This is a genomic window from Streptomyces sp. NPDC016677 (assembly GCF_055562815.1).
In genome coordinates, this window is the sequence record NZ_JBVHEO010000003.1 from 341,881 (window position 1) to 365,380 (window position 23,500).

The 23,500-nt window shown below is 71.6% G+C and carries 22 protein-coding genes and 1 pseudogene; 18 read left to right on the top strand and 5 right to left on the bottom strand.

The features are described 5' to 3' along the window. The first annotated feature begins 75 nt into the window (after positions 1-75). Together ACZ3IG_RS11320 and ACZ3IG_RS11325 are read left to right on the top strand one after the other, a co-directional pair. Complete coding sequence (locus tag ACZ3IG_RS11320) at positions 76-1,527, top strand: GntP family permease (protein WP_467431036.1); 1,452 nt, start codon at positions 76-78, stop codon at positions 1,525-1,527. Between the two features lie 69 nt (positions 1,528-1,596). Next, the gene (locus ACZ3IG_RS11325) at positions 1,597-2,136 is read left to right on the top strand and encodes a hypothetical protein (RefSeq protein ID WP_467431038.1); all 540 of its coding nucleotides are present in this window, start codon (positions 1,597-1,599) and stop codon (positions 2,134-2,136) included. Between the two features lie 18 nt (positions 2,137-2,154). On the opposite strand, the gene ACZ3IG_RS11330 is transcribed toward ACZ3IG_RS11325, so the two are convergent. Next, on the bottom strand, positions 2,155-3,504 hold the full coding sequence (locus tag ACZ3IG_RS11330; protein WP_467431039.1) for a M14 family metallopeptidase: 1,350 nt from the start codon (positions 3,502-3,504) through the stop codon (positions 2,155-2,157). 177 nt (positions 3,505-3,681) lie between these two features. On the opposite strand from ACZ3IG_RS11330, the gene ACZ3IG_RS11335 reads away from it, so the two are divergent. Continuing rightward, positions 3,682-4,986, top strand: a complete 1,305-nt coding sequence (locus tag ACZ3IG_RS11335) for an Nramp family divalent metal transporter (RefSeq protein WP_467431041.1) — start codon at positions 3,682-3,684, stop codon at positions 4,984-4,986. 23 nt (positions 4,987-5,009) lie between these two features. On the opposite strand, the gene ACZ3IG_RS11340 is transcribed toward ACZ3IG_RS11335, so the two are convergent. The 3 genes from ACZ3IG_RS11340 to ACZ3IG_RS11350 all read right to left on the bottom strand — a co-directional run bounded on the left by ACZ3IG_RS11340 (position 5,010) and on the right by ACZ3IG_RS11350 (position 7,949). Further along, positions 5,010-5,747: a hypothetical protein gene (locus ACZ3IG_RS11340; protein WP_467431042.1), complete on the bottom strand. Its 738-nt coding sequence runs from the start codon at positions 5,745-5,747 to the stop codon at positions 5,010-5,012. Positions 5,748-6,065: 318 nt separating this feature from the next. Next, positions 6,066-7,334 carry a hypothetical protein gene (locus ACZ3IG_RS11345; RefSeq protein WP_467431044.1) on the bottom strand — a complete coding sequence of 423 codons (1,269 nt, stop codon included), beginning with the start codon at positions 7,332-7,334 and terminating at the stop codon, positions 6,066-6,068. A gap of 96 nt (positions 7,335-7,430) precedes the next feature. Beyond that, the gene (locus tag ACZ3IG_RS11350; RefSeq protein ID WP_467431046.1) at positions 7,431-7,949 is read right to left on the bottom strand and encodes a SigE family RNA polymerase sigma factor; all 519 of its coding nucleotides are present in this window, start codon (positions 7,947-7,949) and stop codon (positions 7,431-7,433) included. A 233-nt stretch (positions 7,950-8,182) separates the two neighbouring features. On the opposite strand from ACZ3IG_RS11350, the gene ACZ3IG_RS11355 reads away from it, so the two are divergent. Both ACZ3IG_RS11355 and ACZ3IG_RS11360 read left to right on the top strand, forming a co-directional pair. Continuing rightward, a complete protein-coding gene (locus ACZ3IG_RS11355) occupies positions 8,183-9,475 on the top strand; it encodes a glycosyltransferase (RefSeq protein WP_467431047.1) in 1,293 nt (430 codons plus the stop codon). A gap of 211 nt (positions 9,476-9,686) precedes the next feature. Continuing rightward, the gene (locus tag ACZ3IG_RS11360) at positions 9,687-10,589 is read left to right on the top strand and encodes a hypothetical protein (RefSeq protein WP_467431048.1); all 903 of its coding nucleotides are present in this window, start codon (positions 9,687-9,689) and stop codon (positions 10,587-10,589) included. 54 nt (positions 10,590-10,643) lie between these two features. Here the strand turns inward: ACZ3IG_RS11360 and ACZ3IG_RS11365 are convergent, their stop codons facing one another. Further along, positions 10,644-12,392, bottom strand: a complete 1,749-nt coding sequence (locus ACZ3IG_RS11365; RefSeq protein WP_467431049.1) for a chitinase — start codon at positions 12,390-12,392, stop codon at positions 10,644-10,646. 292 nt (positions 12,393-12,684) lie between these two features. Here ACZ3IG_RS11365 and ACZ3IG_RS11370 point away from each other — a divergent pair. The 13 genes and pseudogenes from ACZ3IG_RS11370 to ACZ3IG_RS11430 all read left to right on the top strand — a co-directional run. Next, positions 12,685-13,539 (top strand): annotated as a pseudogene (locus tag ACZ3IG_RS11370) (hypothetical protein); the annotation flags it as partial. A 288-nt stretch (positions 13,540-13,827) separates the two neighbouring features. After that, positions 13,828-14,535 carry a Flp pilus assembly protein CpaB gene (gene cpaB / locus ACZ3IG_RS11375; protein ID WP_467431051.1) on the top strand — a complete coding sequence of 236 codons (708 nt, stop codon included), beginning with the start codon at positions 13,828-13,830 and terminating at the stop codon, positions 14,533-14,535. Positions 14,536-14,544: 9 nt separating this feature from the next. After that, on the top strand, positions 14,545-15,801 hold the full coding sequence (locus ACZ3IG_RS11380) for an AAA family ATPase (protein WP_467431053.1): 1,257 nt from the start codon (positions 14,545-14,547) through the stop codon (positions 15,799-15,801). Continuing rightward, positions 15,798-16,184, top strand: coding sequence for a TadE/TadG family type IV pilus assembly protein (locus ACZ3IG_RS11385; protein ID WP_467431055.1), 387 nt, complete (start codon positions 15,798-15,800; stop codon positions 16,182-16,184). The genes ACZ3IG_RS11380 and ACZ3IG_RS11385 overlap by 4 nt, the downstream gene beginning before the upstream one ends. Position 16,185: 1 nt before the next feature. Beyond that, positions 16,186-16,551 carry a TadE/TadG family type IV pilus assembly protein gene (locus tag ACZ3IG_RS11390; protein WP_467431056.1) on the top strand — a complete coding sequence of 122 codons (366 nt, stop codon included), beginning with the start codon at positions 16,186-16,188 and terminating at the stop codon, positions 16,549-16,551. A gap of 18 nt (positions 16,552-16,569) precedes the next feature. Next, positions 16,570-17,907 (top strand): CpaF family protein, encoded by a 1,338-nt coding sequence (locus ACZ3IG_RS11395; protein ID WP_467431057.1) that lies wholly within the window; start codon positions 16,570-16,572, stop codon positions 17,905-17,907. A 31-nt stretch (positions 17,908-17,938) separates the two neighbouring features. After that, positions 17,939-18,883, top strand: coding sequence for a type II secretion system F family protein (locus ACZ3IG_RS11400; protein WP_467431059.1), 945 nt, complete (start codon positions 17,939-17,941; stop codon positions 18,881-18,883). 12 nt (positions 18,884-18,895) lie between these two features. Further along, entirely contained in the window at positions 18,896-19,783 is an 888-nt protein-coding gene (locus ACZ3IG_RS11405) for a DUF5936 domain-containing protein (RefSeq protein WP_467431061.1), read from the top strand. A 9-nt stretch (positions 19,784-19,792) separates the two neighbouring features. Next, positions 19,793-21,187, top strand: coding sequence for a sensor histidine kinase (locus ACZ3IG_RS11410; protein WP_467431063.1), 1,395 nt, complete (start codon positions 19,793-19,795; stop codon positions 21,185-21,187). After that, positions 21,184-21,972 (top strand): response regulator, encoded by a 789-nt coding sequence (locus tag ACZ3IG_RS11415; RefSeq protein ID WP_467431065.1) that lies wholly within the window; start codon positions 21,184-21,186, stop codon positions 21,970-21,972. The genes ACZ3IG_RS11410 and ACZ3IG_RS11415 overlap by 4 nt, the downstream gene beginning before the upstream one ends. Positions 21,973-22,077: 105 nt before the next feature. After that, positions 22,078-22,275: a Flp family type IVb pilin gene (locus ACZ3IG_RS11420; protein ID WP_403532714.1), complete on the top strand. Its 198-nt coding sequence runs from the start codon at positions 22,078-22,080 to the stop codon at positions 22,273-22,275. After that, a complete protein-coding gene (locus ACZ3IG_RS11425; RefSeq protein WP_467431664.1) occupies positions 22,272-22,877 on the top strand; it encodes a pilus assembly protein TadG-related protein in 606 nt (201 codons plus the stop codon). Before ACZ3IG_RS11420 ends, ACZ3IG_RS11425 begins: the two co-directional genes overlap by 4 nt. 32 nt (positions 22,878-22,909) lie before the next feature. Next, the gene (locus ACZ3IG_RS11430) at positions 22,910-23,497 is read left to right on the top strand and encodes a hypothetical protein (protein WP_467431067.1); all 588 of its coding nucleotides are present in this window, start codon (positions 22,910-22,912) and stop codon (positions 23,495-23,497) included. The last annotated feature ends 3 nt before the right edge of the window (positions 23,498-23,500 follow it).

The following is a 23,500-nucleotide window of genomic DNA, read 5'->3' on the forward strand; positions in this document are numbered from 1 at the left end:
GCGCTCCCCGCACGGGGCGCCGTGCCGCGATCCCCCCTGCCCGAAAGCTCCATGCACCTCTCCAGAGGACCCCCTATGCCCGACTCCCCGTCCCACACCGGCGGTCTGCTGCTCCTGATCGACGGCACGGCCGGTCTGCTGACCGTCGCCGCGATCGGCATCGCGCTGCTGCTGTTCCTCATCATCAAGGCCAGACTCCAGCCGTTCGTCGCGCTGCTCGCCGTCTCCATAGCCGTCGGCCTGCTCGCCGGCCTTTCGGTCACCGAACTCTTCGGCACCGTCCAGAAGTCCGACGCCGTCTCCACCATCGAGTCGGGCATGGGCGGCATCCTCGGCCACGTCGCCATCATCATCGGCCTGGGCACCATGCTCGGCGCGATCCTCGAAGTCAGCGGCGGCGCACAGGTGCTGGCCACCCGTCTGCTCGGTCTCTTCGGTGAGAAGCGGGCGCCGCTCGCCATGGGCCTCACCGGCCTGATCTTCGGCATCCCGGTCTTCTTCGACGTCGGCATCTTCGTCCTCGCCCCGATCGTCTACGCCGCCGCCAAGCGCTCCGGCAAGTCGGTCCTCCTCTACTGCCTGCCCCTGCTGGCCGGCCTCTCCATGACCCACGCCTTCCTGCCGCCGCACCCCGGCCCGGTCGCCGCCGCCGGACTGCTCCACGTCGAGCTGGGCTGGGTCATCCTCATGGGCGTCGTCTGCGGCGTCCCCGCCGTGCTGGCCGCCTGGGCCTGGTCCGCCTGGATCGGCCGCCGCCTCTTCGTCGCCGTACCGCAGGACATGGTGGAGGCCGCCGAGGAGGCCAAGGCGGCCGTCGTCGCCGAGCAGCGCGCGGCGGGCGTGACGCCGAAGGAGACCCCGGTGCCGCTCGGCACGGTCCTCGGCATCATCGGCACCCCGCTGGTCCTGATCCTCGCCGCGACCTTCTCCTCGATCGTCCTGGACCCCTCCACCGGCCGCTCGGTGATCGAGTTCTTCGGCAACCCGTTCGTCGCCCTCACCCTCGCCCTGTTCCTCGCCTACTACCTGCTGGGCATCCGGCGCGGCTGGTCCCGCAAGTCCCTGGAGACCGTCTCGACGGCCTCGCTGAAGCCGGTCGGCAACATCCTGCTGGTCGTCGGCGCGGGCGGGGTCTTCGGCGCCGTCCTCAAGGGCAGCGGCGTCGCCCAGGCCCTCTCCGACACGTTCGACGGCGTCGGCCTCCCGGTGATCGCCCTCTCCTACCTGATCTCCCTGGTGCTGCGCGTCGCCCAGGGCTCGGCGACGGTGGCGATCGTGACGACGGCGGGCATCGTGGCCCCGCTGCTCGCCGAGGGCGACCACTCCCAGGCGTTCGTCGCCCTGGTCATCATGGCCATCTCGGCCGGCTCCATCTTCGCCTCGCACGTCAACGACGGCGGCTTCTGGATGGTCGCCAAGTACTTCGGCATCAGCGAACGGGACACGCTCAAGTCGTGGACCGTACTGGAGAGCGTGCTGTCACTGGCCGGGTTCGCGGTCGCGGCGGTGCTCAGCCTCTTCGTGTAGCGGCATCGTCGTGGTAACGATGCCGGGGGCGGCTGTGTGCGGCACAGGTTCGTCGACCATACTGCCCGCGTGGAGCAGCGCATTGGATCGAGCAGCCAGCCCCTGGAGGGCGCCGGGTTCGACCCGGCCTTCATCCCCGGGCTCACCTCGCCCGGGTCCGGCGAACCGGAGGACGCGAAGCCGGCGGACGCGGGCCGGGAGGAGCCCGAACCCGAGCCCGAACAGGCTCCCGAGCCGGCCGACGAGGCCCAGGACGAACCGTCCGCCGACGGACCGGTCTTCGAGGCGGCCGACCGGCGCGCCCGGATCGTCGCCGACCACCGGGGCGTACGCCTGGCCCTGGACGACCAGGAGTGCGAGTTCCGCTGGGACGAGATCGGCGCGGTCGAGACGGAGACGCCCCGCTTCGGCAAGCGGTTCACCGTGACCGTGCACACGCCGGAGCGGCGCTGGTACTACCTGGAGATCGAGGCCGCCTCCCGCAGCCGCTTCGCGGAGTGGGAGACGGCGCTCGACGCGGTCCTGGACGCGTACTTCGAGGACGGAGCCGCCGGGGACGCCGGGGACGAGGCGGACGAGAGGGACGACGGCGAGGCAGCCGCCTCCTAGCCCGGAACCAGCCCGTGACTAGGCCGTGCAGTACTGCGCGGCCTTCCCTATGGACCGGTACATGCAGTCCGCGTTCTCCAGGAGCTGCAGTACCGCGTCCCGGTTACGGGACGTCTCCCGCTCGACGACCTCGTCGGGCGGGTAGAAGCCGCCGCCGGAACTGGACGACGGGTACATCTCGAAGGTGTACCCGAAGATCTTCTGGTTCCCCCACAGCCAGTCGTCGATCGACCCGTCGGTGATGTACAGGTCGCTGGACTGCTCCGCCGTGTAGCCGTTGCTGGCGGCCATCTTCTGCCCGACCGTCGCGAAGGCGTTGCGGTCGTCGGCCGTCATCCCGGTGGTGGTGTCGGCGGTGGTGTAGCCGAAGGGCCACAGCACCAGTTCGCTGTACGTGTGGAAGTCGATGCCCGCCTTGATCTGCTGCACCCCGCCGACGACCCGGCTGCGCACGAAGTCGGCGACGACCTTCACCTCGGGCGCCGACTCGCCGGCCGGGCCCCGGTAGGTCTCCGAGGACGGCGAGCCGGAGGAGCCGCCGCAGCAGCCCCAGCGGTAGGCCCAGTTCCGGTTCAGGTCCGTACCGACGTAGGAGGAACCGGAGTTGGGCTGGCGGTTCTTGCGCCAGGACCGGTAGGAGCCGGTGGCGATGTCGTACTCGCCGCCGTCCGGGTTCATGTCCGGCACGATCCAGATCTCGCGGCCGTTCACCATGCTGGTGACCCGGGAGTCGGAGCCGTAGCCCGCCCCCAGCTCGCGGATCAGGTAGAGCGCCATCTCCACCGTCAGGTGCTCGCGGGCGTGCTGGTGGTGGGTGAAGAGCACCTCGGGCTCGTTCTCGTCGGACGCCACGTTGTCGCTGATCTTGACGGCGACGATGTCCCGGCCCTGGTACGACTTCCCGATCACCCGCTTGCTGATGATGCCGGGGTACGCCGCGATCCGGGCGTCGATCTCCGCGGTCATCTCGGCGTAGTTGTGGTAGCGGGAGTCGGCCGAGGGGAAGTCGAGGAGCCGTACGTCGTCCGCGCCGTCCGAGCGGTCGGGGACGGCGCCCATCGGGGTGACGTCGTAGCCGAGCCGCTTCAGCTCCTTGATCTGGTCGGCGCGGCCCGAGACGAAGACCGAGTGGTCGTCGGCGTCGTCCACCGTGACGCCGGTGCGCTGGATCGCGGTGCGCGACGCGGAGTCCGAGCGGGTGCGCACCTCGTACTGGCGGATGTCGTCCGCCGACGGGGCGGCCTCGCGGGCGCTGTCGGCACCGGCCTCGGTCGTCGCGGAGAGCGGGGCGGCGAGCGCGAGCGCGAGGAGGGCGGCGAGCGCGGCCCAGTGTCTGCGGCTGCCGGGGCCTCGTGAGCGAAGTCGCATGAAGTCTCCTGGATTCTCCGGGGCCTCCGGGATCTCCGGAGGCGGGGGAGTGGAGCGGGGGGTGGTCCAGCGACGTGCTGTGCGGATGTGGCGCTCATCCTGGCGGGGTGACATGGTCAGGTCAAGTGCGCCCGCGCGCTCTTGCGCCGCGGTGCTCTTTACGCTTTCTTGATCGGCATGGCGGACGCTACGGGCACCCTCGGCAACACCGGCACTCCTCGCAAGTCAAGCTGGCGCTACATCGGCCCCGGCATCGTCGTCGCCGCGACCGGCGTCGGCGCCGGCGACCTGGTCGCCACCCTCATCGCGGGCGCCAACTTCGGCTACACCCTGCTGTGGGCGGCGGTCCTCGGCTGCCTGGTGAAGATCTCCCTGGCGGAGGCGGCGGGCCGCTGGCACCTGTCCACCGGCCGCACCCTCTTCGACGGCTGGGCCAGCCTCGGCCGCTGGACGACCTGGTTCTTCGCCTTCTACGTCGTCGTCTGGGGCTTCGTCTACGGCGCGGCGGCGATGTCCTCCAGCGCGCTTCCCCTCCAGGCCCTCTTCCCGGACGTGATGGACCTGAAGTGGTGGGGCGTGGCCTGCGCGGTGGTCGGCCTGGTCTTCGTCTGGTTCAACAAGTACGCCGTCTTCGAGAAGGTCATGACCGTCCTGGTCGGCGTCATGTTCGTGGTGACCGTCTACCTGGCGGTCCGCGTCACCCCCAACCTGGGCGACGCCTTCGCCGGCCTCCTCCCGGTCCTGCCCGACGAGAAGGACTCGATCCTCAACACCCTCGGCCTGATCGGCGGCGTCGGCGGCACGATCACGCTGGCCGCGTACGGCTACTGGGTCAACGCCAAGGGGTGGACGGACACCGGCTGGATGAAGGTGATGCGCCTGGACAACCGGGTCGCCTACCTCACCACCGGCGTCTTCGTCGTCGCGATGCTCTTCGTCGGCGCGGAACTGCTGCACAGCGCGGGCATCGCCATCGCCAGCGGCGACAAGGGCCTGGTCCAGCTCAGCGACATCCTGGAGGACCGGTACGGCACGGCCACGGCGAAGTTCTTCCTGATCGGCTTCTTCGCCACGTCCTTCACCTCGCTGATCGGCGTCTGGCACGGCGTCAGCCTGATGTTCGCCGACTTCGTGGCCCGGCTGCGGGCCGGCACGGCGGAGGCGACGGGCGAGAAGATCGCCGCCGGCGAACGCGAACGCTCCTGGCCGTTCCGCCTCTACCTCCTCTGGCTGACCTTCCCCCCGATCGTCCTGCTCTTCCAAGGCCAGCCCTTCCGCCTGGTCATCATCTACGGCGTGCTGGGCGCCGCCTTCATGCCCTTCCTCGCCCTGACCCTGGTGTGGCTCCTCAACTCCTCCCGCACCCCCGCCGAGTGGCGCAACGGCTGGCTGAGCAACGGCATGCTGGGCATCGCGGGCCTGCTGTTCCTGGTGCTGTGCGTGAAGCAGATCTGGGACCAGCCGTGGTCGGAGTTCTTCTAGCGCCTGCCGGAGCCGCGCCGCCTTCAGGCGAGCTGCTCACGACCGGACGCGGGTACGAACATCTGGGCGTGGTCGTCGGGCCACCCTTCGCCGGCGTACCACTGCTCGAAACCGGCGTGGCTCACTTGATCGAGCCCCTCGATGAACAGGTACTTGCGGGGGATGTTGCCCTGGTACGCCCACGCGCCGTTGTCCGACGTGCCGCCCAGTTTCTTGGGATGGTCACCCTTCAAGTTGCCCTTCGAGAACACTCCGGGCTCCCTCAGACCCGCCATGCGGATCTTCACCCGGATGCTGCTGTCCTGTCCGACGCCGTTGATGATCCCCGCAGCGCCGTTGAGTCCCTTGGGCCTTGCGTCCCACATGAAGACGTGCTGGTGGTGCCCCAGCTTTTCGCTGCCGCCAGAGAGTTTGATGTTGAGACTCTCGGCTGTCTTGAGGCCGTTCGCGTTGAGCATGAGGAAGAGCTGGTCGAGGCCGACGCCGTTCTTGTCGACGGCGACATGGGTGTACTCCGGGACGGACTTGCCTTCCGACGCTGGGGAGCCGAAGGCACGCTGCACGGGGTGACGCCGGACCTGTCGCAGGGCGCGCGAGACGGCCGCGTTTCCCACGCTCCGCTGAAGCGCCGTCACGGTGTGCGGCGTGAGAGCGGCCGCTTCGGACAGTTCGGGCGGATTCAGCGTGGCCAAGGGGGTAGGGGCCGCGGGAAGCCGCGGTTCCGTCCTGTCCGGCGCCTTGCCCGAATCCTGCGCGTGCATGCGACGAAACCTTCCAGCGGGCGTATGTGGGCTGCCCTGCAGGTCTACGCCGCGAGCGTGCCCGACCGGAAGGGCGAGAAGGGCACGGCTCGCCGCTCTTGGGGACTTGGCCGCAAGGGGTGTTCGGCCAGGCGCGTTGCCCCTTGCGGCCCGCCGGTCCGCGGAGGCCGACTACTTCTGCCCGAGCCCGCGGCACCGCTGCGCCGCCCTCCGCCTGATCCTCGGTCTCACGTCCCAGTGGCACCTCGAAAACGGATGACACTTCGGCCTCAGTGCTCACGGTTTCCGGAACCACTGCCCTCGGCGTCGGTCAGTGTCTCAGCGCAGCGCGTCCCACTCCGCGCTGAGGGCGATCTTCCGCAACTGTTCCAGGCTGAGCGCCGGCTCGTCGCGGCTCGGCTCGGCGTTCCCGGCGCTGTTGTTGAAGGCACTGACCACGACCCGGAACCCGTCCTCGCCGGCGCGCAGGGTGTCGGCGGTCCACATCACGACCCCGGCGACCCGGTTGTCACCGGTCCCCTGCCGGGTGGTGACGCGGGTGCCGTCGGCGAGGGTCTCGGCGGAGCCGTAGAGCTGACCGGCGACGTCGTTCATGCCGTGCTGGACGTTGACCTGGACCAGGCTCTCGCCCTCGCCGTCGTCGACGACGGCATAGGCGAACTCGCCCTCGCCGCCCCGCCGGACCACCTCCAGACCGTCGGGGAGCAGCCCGGCGAGGGTGTCGCCGACGGCCTCGCCGGAGACGGACGACGGCGTGGCGCCCGTCCCGCCGTCCTCCACGAGCTTTCCGTTCTCCGGCAGCGCGTCCGCGACCCGGCGCCACACCTCGGCCGAGACCAGTTCCCTCAGTTCGGCCGCCGACAGCGGAGGCTCCTCACGGCTGACCGGCCGGTCCTTCTCCGCGGGCGAGTTCCACTCGCTCACGCTGATGTGCTGCCCCTCGGCCGTGACGAGGTCGGCGGTCCAGAGCTTGGTGTCGACCCGCCGGTCCGGATACTCGTAGCCCTTGACCACCCTGAGCAGGGAGCCGTCGGCCGACCGGCCGGTGGCGCAGTCGTCGTGCGGGGCGAAGGCCGAGTCCGGGCACTCGGTGAGCTGACCCGCCTGCTCGCCGCCCGGCTCGACCCGGGCGAAGCCCACCCCGATCGCGGCGGCGCCGTCCCCGTCGTCGTACACGACCTGCACGTACGGGCCCTCTTCCGCGTCCGAGCCGCGCACCACTCCCTGACTGACCTCACCCGGCGGGAGCAGGCCCTCCAGCGTGTCGAAAAGCTCCCTGGCGGAGAAGCCGGACGGGGTGGCCGAGGGGGACGGCTGCCCGCTGTCCGGGGAGGCCGCGACGGAGCGCCGGGTGCCGGGGTCGGCCCCCTGCGGCAGCAGCACCGCCCCGCCCACCCCGATCAGCGCGATCCCGGCCGCCCCGCCGAGCACGCCGGCCCGGCGCCGTACCCGGGCCCGGCGCCCGCGCAGCTGTCCGCCGGCGACGAGGGCCGTCCGGTCGGCCTGGAAACCGTCACCGGTGTCACGCAGGGCGGCGGTGAGCCGGTCCTCGAAGCGATCCGGCGCGTCCTGCTGGTTCTCGGGCATGGCGAACACCCTTTCCGCAAGGTGAGAGGTGAGAAGTGAGAGGTGAGAAGTGAGGGGTGAGGGGTGAGAGGTGAGAAGGTCTTCTGACGGGGCGGGTCAGGGTCTGGCGTACTCCGCGAGGTCCTCGCCGAGCAGCGCGCGCAGCTTGCCCAGCGCCCGCACGCAGCGCGTCCGCACCGCCGCCGAGCTGACGTTCAGCACGTCGGCGGTCTCCTCGACGGAGCGGTCCTCCCAGTAGCGCAGGACGACGACGGCCCGGTCCTTGGCGGGCAGCCGGGCCAGCGCGTCGAGCAGGGTGAGCCGCAGCGGCGCGTCCCCGTCGGCGGCACCCGGCAGGTCGGGGAACGTGTCCGTGGCCCGCTCCCGGCTGCTGCGCCGCCGCTGATGGGTGAGGAAGGCCCGGGCGAGGACGGTCTGCGCGTACCCGGCCGGGTTCCCGACCCGCGCCATCCGTCCCCAGCGGACGTACAGCCGGCCGAGGGTCTCCTGCACCAGATCCTCGGCGAGGTGGGTGTCACCGGCGGTCAGCAGACACGCGGACCGGTAGAGGTGCCCGGCCCGCGCCGTCGCGAACTCGGCGTACTCGTCCTCCCGGCCCTGCCGCTTCTGCCACATCCGCGCGCTCCCCCTGTCGTACCGCCGTCACCTCTTTGACGCGATGGGACGGGGGGAATGTTTCACACACCAGGATCAGACCCCGGGACCACGGGCCGGGCCGTGTGTGCGCCGAGGTCTGCCCGTGAGTGAGGCCGTGCGGTCCTTGTGGTGTCCTGGCCGGTTGTCAAGGGTGCCCATGAGGACCGCTTCGGTTCAGGGCGTGGCGTCCGGCTTGAGATCAAGGAGATCCTTTGACACGCGATCACCTGGCGAGAGACCCGGCCGCACAGCGGGAGCCGAAGGCCAAGCCGATGTCCCGGGCGGTCGGCGTGAAGGGCTGGACGCCCGGGACGCCGGTGGACCGGGCCGGTGTGACGGCGCTCCAGCCGGTCGCGGGCAACGCCGTGGTCGCCCGGCTGGTCGAGGGGCAGCGCCACGCTCACGGTCCCGGCCGTGGGCATACGGACAGGACCGTGCAGCGGTTGCCCGTCCAACGAGCCCCGCTCCATGTCACGCACAGAGGGGACGGGACCACGGGCCCGCAGGCCGTGGACTCCGACAACGAGCGGGACGTCCGCACGTTCATCTTCGATTCGCTGTCCAGGGGCGACCACGACGCGGTCTCTCTCGCCATGAACCGTCTCGCAGCCCTCGATCCGCAGCCGGCCTATCTCGCCGGCCTCCGCGAGACGGTGTCCGAGGTCTCTGCCCCGGAACGCCCCCGCATCCCGTCCCTGGTCCATTTCATCTGGATCGGCGGCAACATCAGCAAGGACGCGCTCGACAACGTCCTGGAGTGGGCGGCGAAGGCCCGGAACTCCGACTGGCGCATCCGTCTCTGGACGGACCGGCACAGTAAGTGGTCGCTGGGCGACAGAGTCCGGGTGCGGACGACCCCGGGGATCTCGTTCCACTACATCGAGGACGCCCTCGACGAGCGGGTCAGGGCCACGTACCAGACGGCGACCCAGGGCTCGAAGAAGGCGTACCCGGTCGCCTCCGACATCGCCCGGTACAGCATCCTCAAGAAACACGGCGGCGTGTACGCCGACGTGGACCTGGGGTCCGGAACGATCGACCTCAAGCAGACCCGGCCGACGCTCCGCGAGAACGACCTCCCGATCCTCGGGCCCCTCATCCGGGACAAGCTCAGCCTCGGCTCCGCCCTCTCGCAGGCGGGGGCCCCGCCCGTCACGGGCGTCGCGACCGACGAGCAGGTCAGGACCGCGGCACGCTACCTCCTCGACACGGGCGGCTACGGCAACCACTTCATCGGTGCCCAGCGGAACTCGGCCTTCATGGAGAAGCTGATCGCCAGGATCGCACCCGACATCAGCGCCATGGACGCCGAAGAACTCCACTCGAGCGGTCCCGTGCTGACCGGGCCCTTCGCCGTCATCAAGGTGGTTGACGAGCACCTCGGCTCGGAGTTCGGCGTCCAGAGCCTCCAGGCCGGGGAGTACCCGCTCTTCCAACAGGCGGGGAAGCAGTTCCACGACCACATGCGGTGGCTGACCGCGGAGAGCGAGAACCAGGACTACTGACCTACTGACCTACTGACGTACGCGGGCGTCACGGGCGTGTTGACGGCGTCCGTCCACGGCGGCGGCAGCCCGCGGACCCCTCCCGTACGCGGTACGGGTGAATGGCCGCATGGTTCACGTCGGTGCAGGTGACGGGTCTTCTACGTTCTCCCAGTGGACCCCGGGGCCGGAGGAAGGGCCCTGCGGGCGGGGAACGGTGAAAGGCCACCGGATGTCGGGGTTGGGGAGCGCGCTGGCGCGGCTGGTGGACTTCGGGCCGGCCGTCGGCTGCTGCGTGCTGGCGGTCTCGCTGGTGCTCCGCGCGCGGTGGGCGAGCGGACGGGTGCGGACCCGTCTGCTGCTGTTCGGGGGGTCGGCGGCGACCGGGGGCGTGTACCGGGTGGTGGCCGGCGTGCTGTCGGCCCGCCCTCCGGATCCGGGGCCGGGCGAGCGGCCGCTGGTGGAGTCGGTGGTGATCGTCGGAGCGACGCTGGCGGTCGGCCTGGGCACGGCCGGTCTGGTGGTCGCGGCCGACGCCGGTACCGGCCGGTCCGTGCTGGTGCGGCGGGTGCTCGACGGGAGCGTCGCGGCGGGAGCCCTGTTCATGACGGGCTGGGTACTGCTGAACGGGACCGGTGACGGCTGGCGGCTGGGGGAGGGGATGGTGGGCCTTCTGTGGGCCGCCGATCTGGTCTTCCTCAGCTTTCTGCTGGCCCTGCGCCGTCGCGTACGCAGTGACCGGAGAGCCGCCCTGTGGGCGGGGATCGCCGGACTGTCCCTCATGCTGATCGGCGACACCCTGCAGCTCTGGACGGCCGGCCCGCCCCGGCCCGGGGTGCCGGCCGGGCAGTGGCTCGATGCCTGGCAGACCACCGGCCTGCTGGTGATCGCCGTCGGCCCGTGGCTGCCCGGCGGGGCGAGCGTCCTGGGCATGGCCCCGCCGACGATGCGCTGGGGGATGGAAGGTGCGGCGGCGTTCGTTCCGTTGACGGTCTGCACGGTCACCACCCTGGGACACGTCCTGGCTCCCACCGCCCACGACCCGGTGCCGCTGCTGGTCGGCGGGACGGTGCTGCTGGGCCTGTGGGTACGCCAGAAGTTCCTGCCGAGCGGGAACCCGGGAAGGGGCGACTGAGCCCGTGCGGCCGCCGTGGTACGCGGGGCAGCCGCACGGGCCGGACGACAGGCCCTACGGCAGCGCGTCCACGTGCGGGCCCACCGCGCTCGACCAGCTGTTGCCCGCCGTCGCGTCCCAGTTGGTCGACCAGGTCATCGCGCCCCGCAGGTCCGGGTACGCCTTCGACGGCTTGAAGGAACCGCAGTTGGTGAGCCTGGTCAGGCAGTCCAGGGCGTTGTTCACCACGGACGGTGCCACATAGCCGCCGCCCGCCGCCCGGGTCGAGGCCGGGGTGCCGATACCCACCTGGGACGGGGACAGGCCGCCCTCCAGCTGGATGCAGGCCAGCGCGGTCAGGAAGTCCACCGAGCCCTGGCTGTAGACCTTGCCGTCGCAGCCCAGCATCGAACCGCTGTTGTAATACTGCATGTTGACGACCGTGAGGATGTCCTTCACGTTCAGCGCCGTCCGGAAGTAGGAGCCGGACGTCGACTGCATGTCGATGGTCTGCGGCGCCATGGTCAGGATCATCTCCGGGCCCGCCTTCGCCGACAGGGCGCGCAGGGCCTGGGTCATGTACGTCGCGTTGAGGCCGTTCTCCAGGTCGATGTCGACGCCGTCGAAGCCGTACGTCTGCATCAGGGAGTGGACCGAGTTCGCGAAGTTCGTCGCGGAGGCGGCGTCGGCGACCGACACCGTGCCCTTCTCGCCGCCGACCGAGATGATCACCTTCTTGCCGGCCGCCTGCTTGGCCTTGATGTCGGCCTTGAACTGGTCGACGGTGTAGCCGTCCAGGCCCGCCGAGTCCAGATTGAAGGTCACCGCGCCCGGCGTCGATGTCGCGTCCGCGAAGGCGACGGCGATGATGTCGTACGCGGACGGGACGTCGGAGAGCTTCTGGACCGTCGCGCCGTTGTCGAAGTTCTGCCAGTAGCCGGTCACGGCGTGCTTCGGCAGGTCGCCGCCGCTGTCGCCGGACTGGGCCGTACGCGCCGTCACCGCCGCGGACTTCACCGACTCCCCGGCCGCGTTGGTGGCCGTGACCTGGAAGGAGTACGACGTCGCGGCCGACAGGCCGGTCACGGTCGCCGAGGTGCCGGTCACCGCCGTCACCTTCGTACCGTCGCGGTAGACGGAGTAGCCCGTCGCGCCGGACACCGCGTTCCAGGACAGGGACACCGAGGAGGAGGTCGTGCCGGAGACGCTCAGGCCGGCCGGGGCGGAGGGGACGGAGGGCTGTTCGCCGTCGTCGCCGCCGCCCCCGTCGGGGCCCTGCACGGAGATGTCGTCGGCGTAGTAGGCGGACTGGCCGTACCAGCCGTGCGTGTACACCGTCACCGAGGTCGTCGAGGGGCCGGTCCTGAAGGTCGTCGAGAGCTGTTTCCACGTCGTGGAGTCGGGGGTCCAGGTCGACACGTCCGTCGTGCCCGTGCCGGTGACGCCCAGGTAGGCGTACCCGCCCCGCACCCAGGCGCCGAGCGTGTACGTCGAGTCGGGGACCACCGCGACCGTCTGCGTACAGCGGGCGTTGTCCTGGCCGCCCGGCGTCGCCTTCAGCGCGGCGGCGCCCGTGCGGACCGGCGAGGACACGGTCGTACCGCTGCCCGCCGAACAGGTCCAGCCGCTCAGGCCGGACTCGAAGCCCGCGTTGCTCGCGTTGTTGACGTCCGCGGCGTCCGCGGCGTCCGCGGCGGCCGCGGCGGCCGCGGCGGACGAGGCGGACGCGGGTCCGAGCGCCGTCACGGTCAGGGCGAGCGCGGCGGTGGCGGCGCCGGCCCAGCTGCCGACGCGTCTTCCGTGCTGTCTGCGTACGGGGTCCACTGGTGCCTCCGGGGGGAAGTAGGGGGACGGTGGCCACCGTTGGGAGTACAAGGTGGTCCAGACCAATTGGCCTGTCAAGGGGTAGGCGCGGGCGGGGGAGGGGGAAATGGGCGCGGACATGCCATCGGAAAATGCTCAACCTGTCCCGATTTGGCGCAACTTGTGCGTCACAAGTTGTTCCGCAGCTACAGAAACGCTGTTCTCCGGTCACAGACGCGTGGATACAGTGCTCGGGAAGTCACGCAGTGAAGTCATCCGGGTGTGCCGGAGTTACACCGGTGGACCGACGGGCATGGGAGACGGGGAGCCGCGCGTGCCAACTGCCATTGCCGTGACCAGTGCCGACCTGGCACTGCCGCCGCAGGACGAGCGGACCATGCCCGCCATAGTCCTCCAGGACGTCGGGCAACGGCCCCTGGAGCAGGTGCTGACCGAGCTGCAGGGCCTGGTCGACCAGTACGGCCATGTCATCGTCGTCTGCTCGGCGGCCGCCCCCGCCGCGGTCGAGCGGCGGCTGCGCACCGTCCGCTCCCTGCTGGAGAGCGACCGGATCGCCCTGTTCCGGCCGGACCTGCCGCCCCTGGGACTCGCGGTTCTCGTACGGCAGTTGCGGCAGCTCGCCTCCTGCGACCTCAGCCCAGGTGTGCTGGCGTCGGCGGGGCGGCTGCTCACCCACTACATCCACGCCGGTGCCCTGCTCGGCTCGGTCGCCCGGCTCGACCGGGTGCCCGTCGGGCTGAAGGCGCACGCCAAGTCGTGGGTGCCGGGCAGCCAGTTCGCCGTACTGGCGCACCCGGAGCCGCAGCTCGTGCGGATCGGTCCCGAAGCGGCGCTCGGCGGACCGGACTTCGGCACCTGGATGCTGGTCGCCAAGGGCCAGCTCCCCTCCGACTGGATCACCCAGACCCTCGCCCCCTCCTGGAACGTGCTCGGCATGCGCGAGACGCCGCTCCCCGCCGACTCCCCGGCCTGGTGGGGGACGGGCCGGATGACCGAGTTCTGCGCCTTCCTGCCCGACCTGTCCGTCCTCTACCAGCTGGTGACCTCGGTGCGGCAGAGCACCTGCCACTGGTGCGGCATCGACGTCATCGGCGACCGGTGCGTCTTCTGCTCCGCCGGTCCGCCGCCCGACGAGCCCCGCCGGCGCGACGGCCGCAGAGCCCTGCCGACGGGCACGCGGCAGGAGCGGGGCGGCCGGTACGGCGTCCAGGACGGCCCTCAGCACACCGGCCGGAGCAGCGGTCCGTACGGGAGACACGGCGGCCGGCACGGGTGGCCGTACGAGATCGAGTCCGGCGGCGTCCCGAACGGGACGTCACGGGGCGCCCTTCCCGCCGGCCCCGGCCCCGGTCCCGGCGGGTGAGGCCGTGATCCGCCCGCGTCCCGAGTCCCCCGTCCCCGCCCGACCGATATCCCCGATGAGGTTGCACGGCACATGAACTCCCGTCAGCGCCGCGGCGTGATCCTGCTCGTCCTGTCGGTCCTGTGCGCCTTCGGCGCCTTCGCCGGCGTCCTGTCCGTCATCAGCGACGTGAAGTCCAAGGTCGGCCCGGAGGTCACCGCGTACCGGCTCAAGGGCGAGATCAAGCCCTACACCCCCCTCAGCCCGGACCAGTTCGAGAAGATCGAGATGCCCGAGCGGTGGCTGTCGGAGAACGCCGTCACCGACCTCTCCGCCGTCCGCGGCAAGATCGCGGTGACGACGCTGAAGGGCGGCTCCCTGCTCCAGAGCGACATGATCGTCGACCAGCCCGCCCTCCAGCCCGGACAGCAGGAGGTCGCCATCATGATCGACGCGGCGACCGGGGTGGCCGGCAAGATCACCCCCGGTTCCACCGTCAACGTCTACGCCACCTTCGAGGGCGCCCGGGAGGGCGACCCCGACCAGTCGAAGATCATCGTGACCGGCGCCAGGGTCCTCGACGTCGGCAAGCTCACCTCACTCGAACCCGACGAGAACAGCAGCCGCCGGGACGCCTCCGAGGCCGTCCCCATCACCTTCGCACTGTCCACCCTCGACGCCCAGCGCATCACCTACGCCGAGTCGTTCGCCCAGCGGGTCCGGCTCGCGCTGGTCGCGCCCGGCGGCGACAGCACGGTCCCCGAGCAGGACCGGACGTACGAACTCGCGAAGGACAAGTGAGAGGCCCGCATGCCCACGAGGATCCTCCCGGCGGTCGGTGACGCGGACGCCGTCCGGTCCATCACCACGCTGCTCAGCCAGCTCCCCGACGCCGAGCCGGTCGCCCCCGTCACCGACTCCACCCAGCTCGTCGACACCCTCGCCCGGCTCGCCGCCGAGTCGGTCGACGAACTGCCCGAGGTCGTCGTCGTCCACGAGCGGATCGGCCCCGTCCCGGCCCTGGAGCTGATCCGCGAGGTCGCCCTGCGCTTCCCGGCCGTCGGCGTCATCCTCGTCACCTCCGACGCCGGACCGGGACTCTTCCAGGCGGCCATGGACTACGGCGCCCGCGGCCTGATCGCCCTCCCGCTCAACTACGAGGAACTGGCCGCGCGCGTTCACGTCGTCGCCCAGTGGGCGGTGGGCGTACGCCGCCACCTGGGCAGCGGCGGCGACGCGATCACCGGCGCGGGCGGCACCGTCGTCACCGTCAGCGGCGCCAAGGGCGGCGTGGGCGCCACCGTCACCGCCGTCCAACTGGCCCTGGCCGCCCAGGCGTCCGGCCGCTCCACCGCCCTGCTCGACCTCGACCTCCAGACCGGCGACGTCGGCTCCTACCTGGACGTCCAGTTCCGCCGCTCGGTGCTGGACCTGGCGGCGATCACCGACATCTCCCCGCGCGTCCTGGCCGACGCCGTCTTCCGCCACGACAGCGGCCTGGCCCTGCTGCTCGCCCCCGCCGAGGGCGAACGCGGCGAGGACGTCACCGACCGGGCCGCCCGCCAGATCGTCGGCGCCCTGCGCTCCCGCTACGACGTCGTCGTCATCGACTGCGGCGCCCAGCTCGGCGGGGCCGGCGCGGCGGCCGTCGAGACCGCCGACACCGCGCTGCTGGTCACCACCCCCGACGTGGTCGCCGTCCGGGGCGCCAAGCGCGCGGTGCGGATGTGGGAGCGGCTCCAGATCCGCAAGGCCGAGGAGACCACCGTGGTCGTCAACCGGCACACCCGCGCCACGGAGATCCAGCCCCCGCTGATCGGCCGGATCACCGGCACCGCCGTCGCCGCCACCACGATCCCCGCCCACTTCAAGGAACTCCAGGCCGCCGTGGACGCCGGCCGCCTGCACGAGCTGGACGCCCGCTCCACCGTACGGCAGGCCCTGTGGGGTCTCGCCGCCGAGACCGGCCTGGTCAAGGCCCCCGGGGCCGCGGTGCAGAAGGCCGGCCGGTTCCGCGGCGACCGGGGCGCGGTGAGCCTGCGGCGGCGCAGGGGAGGCGGGGGATGAACCGCTTACGGCGGTACGGGCGCGGGGACCGGGGCCAGGTCACCGTCGAGTTCCTCGGCATGACCCCGGTGATCCTGGTGACGCTGGTGGTGCTGTGGCAGCTCGTGCTGGTGGGGTACACCTACACGCTCGCGGGGAATGCTGCGGACGAGGCGGTACGGGCGGGGACGGCGGCGGCACCGGGGGAGCGGCAGGGGGCCTGCCAGGCGGCCGGCCTCGACAAGCTGCCGGACGCGTGGAGCGGCAGCGCGGGCTGCGAGACCGGGGGTGGGTATGTCACGTCGACCGTCGAACTCCAGGTCCCCGTCCTCTTCCCGGGCGCCTTCGGGCTGCCCTTCACGGTCCGCGGCCACGCGGGCGCGGTCGAGGAGGAGACGGACTGAGATGCCGTACCGACGCCGTCACCGGACGTACGGCGACCGCGGTCAGGTCGCCATCGAGTACCTCGGGTTCCTGCCGGTCCTGGTCCTGGTCGCGCTGGCCGCCGTACAGCTCGGGCTGGTCGCCTACACCGCCCAGCAGGCCGGTACGGCGGCCCGGGCCGGGGCGCGTGCCGCCTCGCTCGACGAGAGCGCCCAGCGGGGATGCGCGGCGGCGGTCAGCGGCTGGCTGGCCGACGGGACCGCCTGCCCGGCCTCCTTCGGCGGCGACGAGGTGACGGTCACCGCCACCGTCGACATCCCCTCCGTCGTCCCCGGCTGGGACTTCGGCGACGCCACCCGGACCGCCACCATGCCGCTGGACCACTGAGCAAGGAGCACCGGACGCATGAGCCTGCGCGCGCGCATCCACTCCCCCGAGGAGCACGGCAGCCGGGGCGAGGACGGCCACCTGGTCGCCTCGTACCGGTCGAAGCTCCTGGAGGAGATCGACCTCGCGGAGATGAGCGGCCTCGCCGCCGCCGAGCGCCGGGCCCGTCTCGAACGGGTCCTCGGGCACATCATCAGCCGCGAGGGACCCGTCCTGTCGACCGTCGAACGGTCGCAGCTGATCCGGCGGGTGGTCGACGAGGCGCTCGGCCTCGGCATCCTGGAACCGCTGCTCGAAGACGCCTCCATCACCGAGATCATGGTCAACGGGCCCGACGCGATCTTCGTGGAGCGCGGGGGCAGGGTGGAGCAGCTGCCGATCCGGTTCGCCTCCCACGACCAGCTGATGCAGACCATCGAGCGGATCGTCTCCACCGTCAACCGGCGGGTGGACGAGTCGAACCCGATGGTCGACGCCCGCCTCCCGTCCGGGGAGCGCGTCAACGTCATCATCCCGCCGCTCTCCCTGACCGGCGCGATCCTGACGATCCGCCGCTTCCCGCGCTCCTTCACCCTCCAGGAGCTGATCGGCCTCGGCTCGCTCGACGAGCACATGCTGTACCTGCTGGCGGGGCTGGTGCGGGCCCGGTTCAACATCATCGTCTCGGGCGCCACCGGCACCGGCAAGACCACCCTCCTCAACGCCCTCTCCGGGCTGATCCCGGAGCACGAGCGCATCATCACCATCGAGGACTCCGCCGAACTCCAGCTCCAGCAGTCCCACGTCATCCGCCTGGAGTCCCGCCCGCCCAACGTCGAGGGCAAGGGCGTCATCACCATCCGCGACCTGGTCCGCAACTCGCTGCGGATGCGCCCCGACCGGATCGTCGTCGGCGAGGTCCGCGGCGGCGAGTCCCTGGACATGCTCCAGGCCATGTCGACCGGCCACGACGGCTCGCTGGCCACCGTCCACGCCAACAGCGCCGAGGACGCCCTGATGCGGCTCCAGACCCTGGCCTCCATGTCCGACGTGGAGGTCCCCTTCGTCGCCCTGCACGACCAGATCAACAGCGCCGTCGACGTGCTCGTCCAGCTCACCCGCTTCCCCGACGGCGCCCGCCGCATCACCGAGGTCGCCCTGCTGGCCAGCCACGGCGGGGAGCCGTACCGGCTGGCCACGGTCGCCCGCTTCCACGCCCAGCCCATGACGCCCGACGGCCGGGTGCACGGCGTCTACGAGCACTACCCGCTGCCGCGCCGTACCGCCGACCGCCTCCACATGGCCAGCCAGCCCATCCCGCAGGCGTTCGGCGTCGCCCGCTCCGCTGAGCAGCTCGCCACCCGAGAGACCCGGTAGACCCGGTAGACCCGGTAGGAGACCCGTCCCGATGGAACTGTCCGCCCTCGTCCGGCTCACCACCGGCATCACCCTGCTGACCTGCGTCCTGGCCGTCGCCGGTCTGCACTCCTACGCCTCCGGCCGGGCCCGGCGCCAGGCCCTCGTCGACCGGCTCACCGCCACCGGTCAGGTCTCCTACAACGGCCGCCGCCGCCACTTCCCGAACCTGGACCGCCGGCTGCGCCGCACCCGGCTCGGCAAGAACCTGGAACTGCGGCTGTCCGCCACCGGCCTGGACGTCACCCCCGGCGAGTTCTTCGTCTACCTGCTCGCCGTCGTGGCCGGGCTCTGGCTGATCGGCCAGGCGGCCCTCGCCCCCTTCTTCGGCCCGATCGCCGGGCTGCTGGGTATCTGGGCGGCGGTCCAGTTCCTCACCTGGCAGCGCCAGAAACGCATCGAGAAGTTCATCAACCAGCTCCCCGAACTCGCCCGCATCCTCGCCAACGCCACCCACGCCGGACTCGCCCTGCGCACCGCCATCGGCATGGCGGCGGAGGAGCTGGAGGCCCCGGCCGGCGAGGAGCTCGGCAGGGTCGCCAACCAGCTCGCCGTCGGCGCCTCCATGGACGACGCCCTCGGCGAACTCGCCCAACGCCTCCCCTCCCGCGAACTCGTCGTCCTCGTCACCACCCTGGTCCTGTCCAACAAGGCGGGCGGCCAGGTGGTCAGCGCCCTGCGCAACCTGACGGAGACCCTGGAGGAGCGCAAGGAGACCCGCCGCGAGATCCGCACCCAGCTCTCCCAGGTGAACATGACCTCGTACGCCGTCCCGGTCCTCGGCGTCGGCTCGCTCTTCCTGATGAACGGGGTGAAGGACGGCGCCCTGGAACGCATGACGGGCTCCCCGGCCGGACAGATCGCGGTGCTCGTCGCCTTCAGCCTCTACACCGTCGGCTTCGTCCTCATCCGCCGCCTGTCCCGTATCGACGTCTAGGGAGGTCATGTCATGGGACTGCTGCTCGCCACCGTCATGGGCCTCAGCGTGTGGGGCGTCTTCGCCGGCATCCGCATGTACCGGGCCGACGCCAAGCTCCCCGGCGACCTGGCCCTCGCCCTGGAGATCGGCGCCACCCGCACCGGCGCCGTCGACTCCCTGATCGACCGCATGGGCATGCGGTACGCCCCCGCCGTGCTGCGGCTGATGGGACCGGGGCAGGTCGCCAAGTACCGCCGCCGCATCGACCTCGCCGGCAACCCCGGCGGCCTGACCATCGACCGCTACGCCGCCCGCCGCGCGGTCTACGGCGTCCTGGGCGCCGTGGGCTTCCTGGTCTTCCTGCTGCGCGGCCAGTACCTGGTGGCGCTGCTCCTGCTGGCGTTCGGCGCGTTCTGGACGGAGGTCGGCATCTGGTCGGCGATCCGGGTCCGCAAGGACGTCATCGAGCGCACCCTGCCCGACTTCCTGGACGTCCTCGCGGTCGTCGTCTCGGCGGGGCTCGGCTTCCGCCAGGCCCTGGACCGGGTGGCGACCCGCTACGAGGGACCCTGGGCCGACGAACTGCGCATCACCCTGCGCCAGATGGACCTCGGCATGAGCCGCCGCCAGGCCTTCGCGGAACTGAGGAGGCGCAACGACTCCGAACAGGTGGCGATGTTCGTCACCGCGCTCCAGCAGGGCGAGGAACTCGGCGCCCCCATCGTCGACACCCTCGTCGCCCTCGCCAAGGACATGCGCCGCACCGACGCGCAGAACGCCCGCCGCAAGGCCGCCCGCGCGGTCCCCAAGGCCACCATGATGATCACCACCTTCATGGTCCCGGCCACGATGATCCTCCTCGGCGCCGGTCTGATCCTCGGCTCCGGCACCGACTTCACCACCCTCACCGGTGAGTAGGCGGGGCGGATGACGATCATGGGGACCACCTGGCGACGCCCCGGGCCGCCGCGCCGCCGCCCGAGGGCACCCGAGATCACCGGCCCGCCGGTGGGCTCCGTGCCGCCGGGGCAAGTGGCGGTGCCCGGACAGCGCGCGCGGGCTCCGCGCACCCCCGGGATCGGCCTCCAGGTCAACGCCCTCCAGGCGATGTGCCGCCAGGTCTTCGGCTTCCGGCTGGCGATGATCGCCGTGGCCGCCCCCGCCGCGCTCCTCAACGCCGGCCCCGGCGTGGGCGTCCGGCTGGTCGGCGCCGCCGTGGTCGTCACCTTCATGGGCTCCTACGTCCTCTTCCGGGACTGGGAGCGGTTCGGTCCGCTCCTGCTGCGCCACCCGACCCTGCTGGCCGCGGACACCCTCTTCGGCGCCCTGCTCCTGGTCTCGGCGGGCCCCGACACCACCCTGGCCTACGTCAGTGTCTGCACCCCGCTGCTGGCCGGCCTGGTCTACGGCTGGCGCGGCGCCGCCGTCTTCGCCTCGCTCCAGTCGCTGATCCTGCTGCTGGCCCACGCGACGGCCCCCGACTTCTCCCCGGGCGTCGCGGAGTCGCTCCTGCTGCCCGGCCTCTGCGTCGTCGCCGGGGCCGCCGGCTCCAGCCTGCGCGGGCTCGTGCTCCGCTTCGGCTCGGCCACCCGGGCCCTGACGGCCGTACAGGCCCGGCTGGCGGCGACGGAGGCGGTCAGCGCCGAACGCGCCCGACTCGCCCGCGAACTGCACGACTCCGTCGCCAAGACCCTGCACGGCGTCGCCCTCGCCGCGGACGGCCTGGCCGCCACGGCCGGCGCCGACCGGCTGGACCCGGCCCTGGTACGGCGGCAGGCGGAACTGGTCGCCCGCTCGGCCCGCCGGGCCGCCGCCGAGTCCCGGGAACTCCTCACCGACCTGCGGCGCGAGTCCGACCCCGAGCACGGCACGGACGTGCTGGTCGAACTCGCCGCCCGCACCCGTGCCTTCGGTGCCCGCACCGGTCTGCCGGTCGTCTACCACGCCACCGGCGGCCACGCCGTCCCCCCGGTCGCCCCGGCCGTGGCCCGCCAGGTGCTGACGATCGCCGAGGAAGCCCTGGAGAACGCCCACCGCCACGCCGGCGCCACCCGCGTCGACGTCCGGGCGGGCGTCCACGACGACCACCTCCGCGTCACCGTCGAGGACGACGGGACGGGCCTCCCCGAGGGCACCTCCCTCGAACAGCTCCGCCGCACCGGCCACTTCGGCCTCGTCGGCATGGTCGAGCGGGCCGCGTCGATCGGCGCCCGCGTCCGCGTCGGCCCGGGCGAACGCGCACGGGGCACGGAGGTCCGCCTGGACCTGCCACTGGCGGCGCTGCCCACCGCCCCTCGACCAGCCGAGGAGGAACCCCGATGACATCCCCGCTGCCGCCGGTCCCGCCGGTCCCCCCGCCCCCGGCCGCGCTGCGGGTCGTCGTCGCGGACGACAACCCGGTCGTCCGCGCCGGCCTCACCGCCCTGCTCTCCGGCCGCCCGGACATCACGGTGGTCGCCGAGGCCGCCGACGGCCGCCAGGCCTGCGAGGCCGCCGACCGGCACCGCCCCGACGTGGTCCTCCTGGACGTCCGCATGCCGGGCGTGGACGGCCTCTCGGTCCTGCCCTACCTGGTGCGCATCGCCCCGGTGATGATGCTGACGTACAGCGGGGAGTCGGAGACGGTACGGGAGGCGCTGCGCCGGGGAGCGGGCGGCTACCTGGTCCACGGCGAGTTCACCGCGGACCAGCTGATCACGGCGGTACGGGACACCGGGGCGGGCCGCACGCACTTCTCACCGACGGCTGCGGGAGCCGTCCTTGAGCAGCTCAGGAGTGCGAATGCATACGGTGATGCGGTACGACAACCTCCGTATATTGCCAGCGGCACGGCGAGTTCGCCCGCTTTCGTGGAAAACCTTTCGCGAATGCAACTGGATGTGGGACAGTCGTCGAGTGGCAAGCCGGGGTTCCAGCTGAGCGCCAGGGAGGCGGAGATCATGGACCTCATCGCGTCCGGCATGACCAATCAGCAGATCGCCGCGGCCTGCTTCATCAGCGAGAAGACGGTCAAGAACCACATCAACCGCATCTTCGCCAAGCTGCACAGCACCAGCCGTGCCGAGGCGACCGCCAAGTGGCTGGGCAACTGGGGTGATCCGCGATGAGGCGCCGGATTTGGGCCCGGAATTGGGCCCTGGGGCCCTCGGGAGGCCGGCCCCGGCCCCCGTACGGTGCGGCCACCGGCACCGGCCACCGCGAAGGGGAACACCATGGGCAACTGGCTGCACACGACGGCCGCGTACCTGCAGACCCGCGCCGCCCGGGGGGACAAGGGGCAGACGGCGGTGGAGTACCTGGGCATCATCGCGGTGGTGGTGGCGATCGTGCTGGCCATTACGGGGACGAGTATCGGGCAGACGATCTTCGACGCGATCACCACCAAGATCAGCGAAGTCACCGGCGGCTGAGCCGGTTCCGTCAGCACGGCGACGCAGGGCAGGCCTTTCCCATCTACCTCACCGTGGTGGGCGGCCTGCTCTTTCTCGCGCTCGCGTACCTGGCGGTGGGACAGGCCGGAGCCAACCGGAACGGGGCCCAGACCGCCGCTGACGCGGCGGCCCTGGCGGCGGCGCAGGACTGGCGGGACCAACTCGCGGGACAGTGGGTCGAAAACGTGTCCGACCCGGAGTCCTGGCAGGACATCTTCGACGGCTTGGGTCAAGGGCTCACGCCCTCCTGTTGGCGAGCGGAACAGCTCGCGGCACAGAACGGCGCGGCTCTCGACGCCTGCTCTCCAGTCGGGCCGCTCGAATACACGGTGGAGGTCACCGCGGAGGAGTCCGTCGGTGAATCCATCGTCCCCGGCACGGAGAACGTGCACGCGCGTGCCGTCGCCGCCGCGGTCGTCGAATCACGCTGCACGTTCGAGCTTCCCGGTCCCGACGCGGACGACGAGACGCTGCCGGGACTCACCTGCGAGGGCGGCGAGGAGTGGAAGCTGGACCCGGACGATCCCAGCGGGCTCCCGGAGCCGCGCGACCTCTTCGACGTCCATCTGACCGACGCTTGAGAGAACAGACGAGTGATGAAGGAAGCGGAGTCATGAGCATGCGGTTCCCACCGAAGGCCCTCAGAGGGATGGTCGCGTTGACCGCTGTGGCCGCAGTGGCCCTCGGAGTGACCGGCTGCGGTGGCGGTGGCGGGGGCGGGGAAGAAGAGAGCCCCGACGCCTCGGCGTCCGCATCCAAGGACACGGGGCCCGCCCCGAGCACTCAGGACGGCAAAGCCGAGGCACCGTTGGCCGAGGTGCAGGGGTCGAACGGCCTGCTGCTGCGGATCACCTCCGCCGAGCGGGACGCCGGCGGCTTCATCACGGTGAACGCGGACCTGAAGAACGACGGGGACAAGGGCGTCACCGTTCCCTCGGCACTCAGCGGCAACGAAACGGAGATCACCAGAAACGGCCGGTCCCTCGGCGGAGCCACCCTCGTGGACTCGAAGAGCAAGAAGCGGTACTACGTCCTGCGCGACACCGACGGCCGCCCCCTGACCACCACCGGGTTCACGACCCTCAAGGCCGGCGACAGCCTCGCCGTCTTCATGCAGTTCCCCGCTCCGCCGGCGGACACCACGGAGGTCACCTTCCAGCTGCCGACCTTCGCCAGCGCGACGCTCTCCATCTCCGGGTGAGGC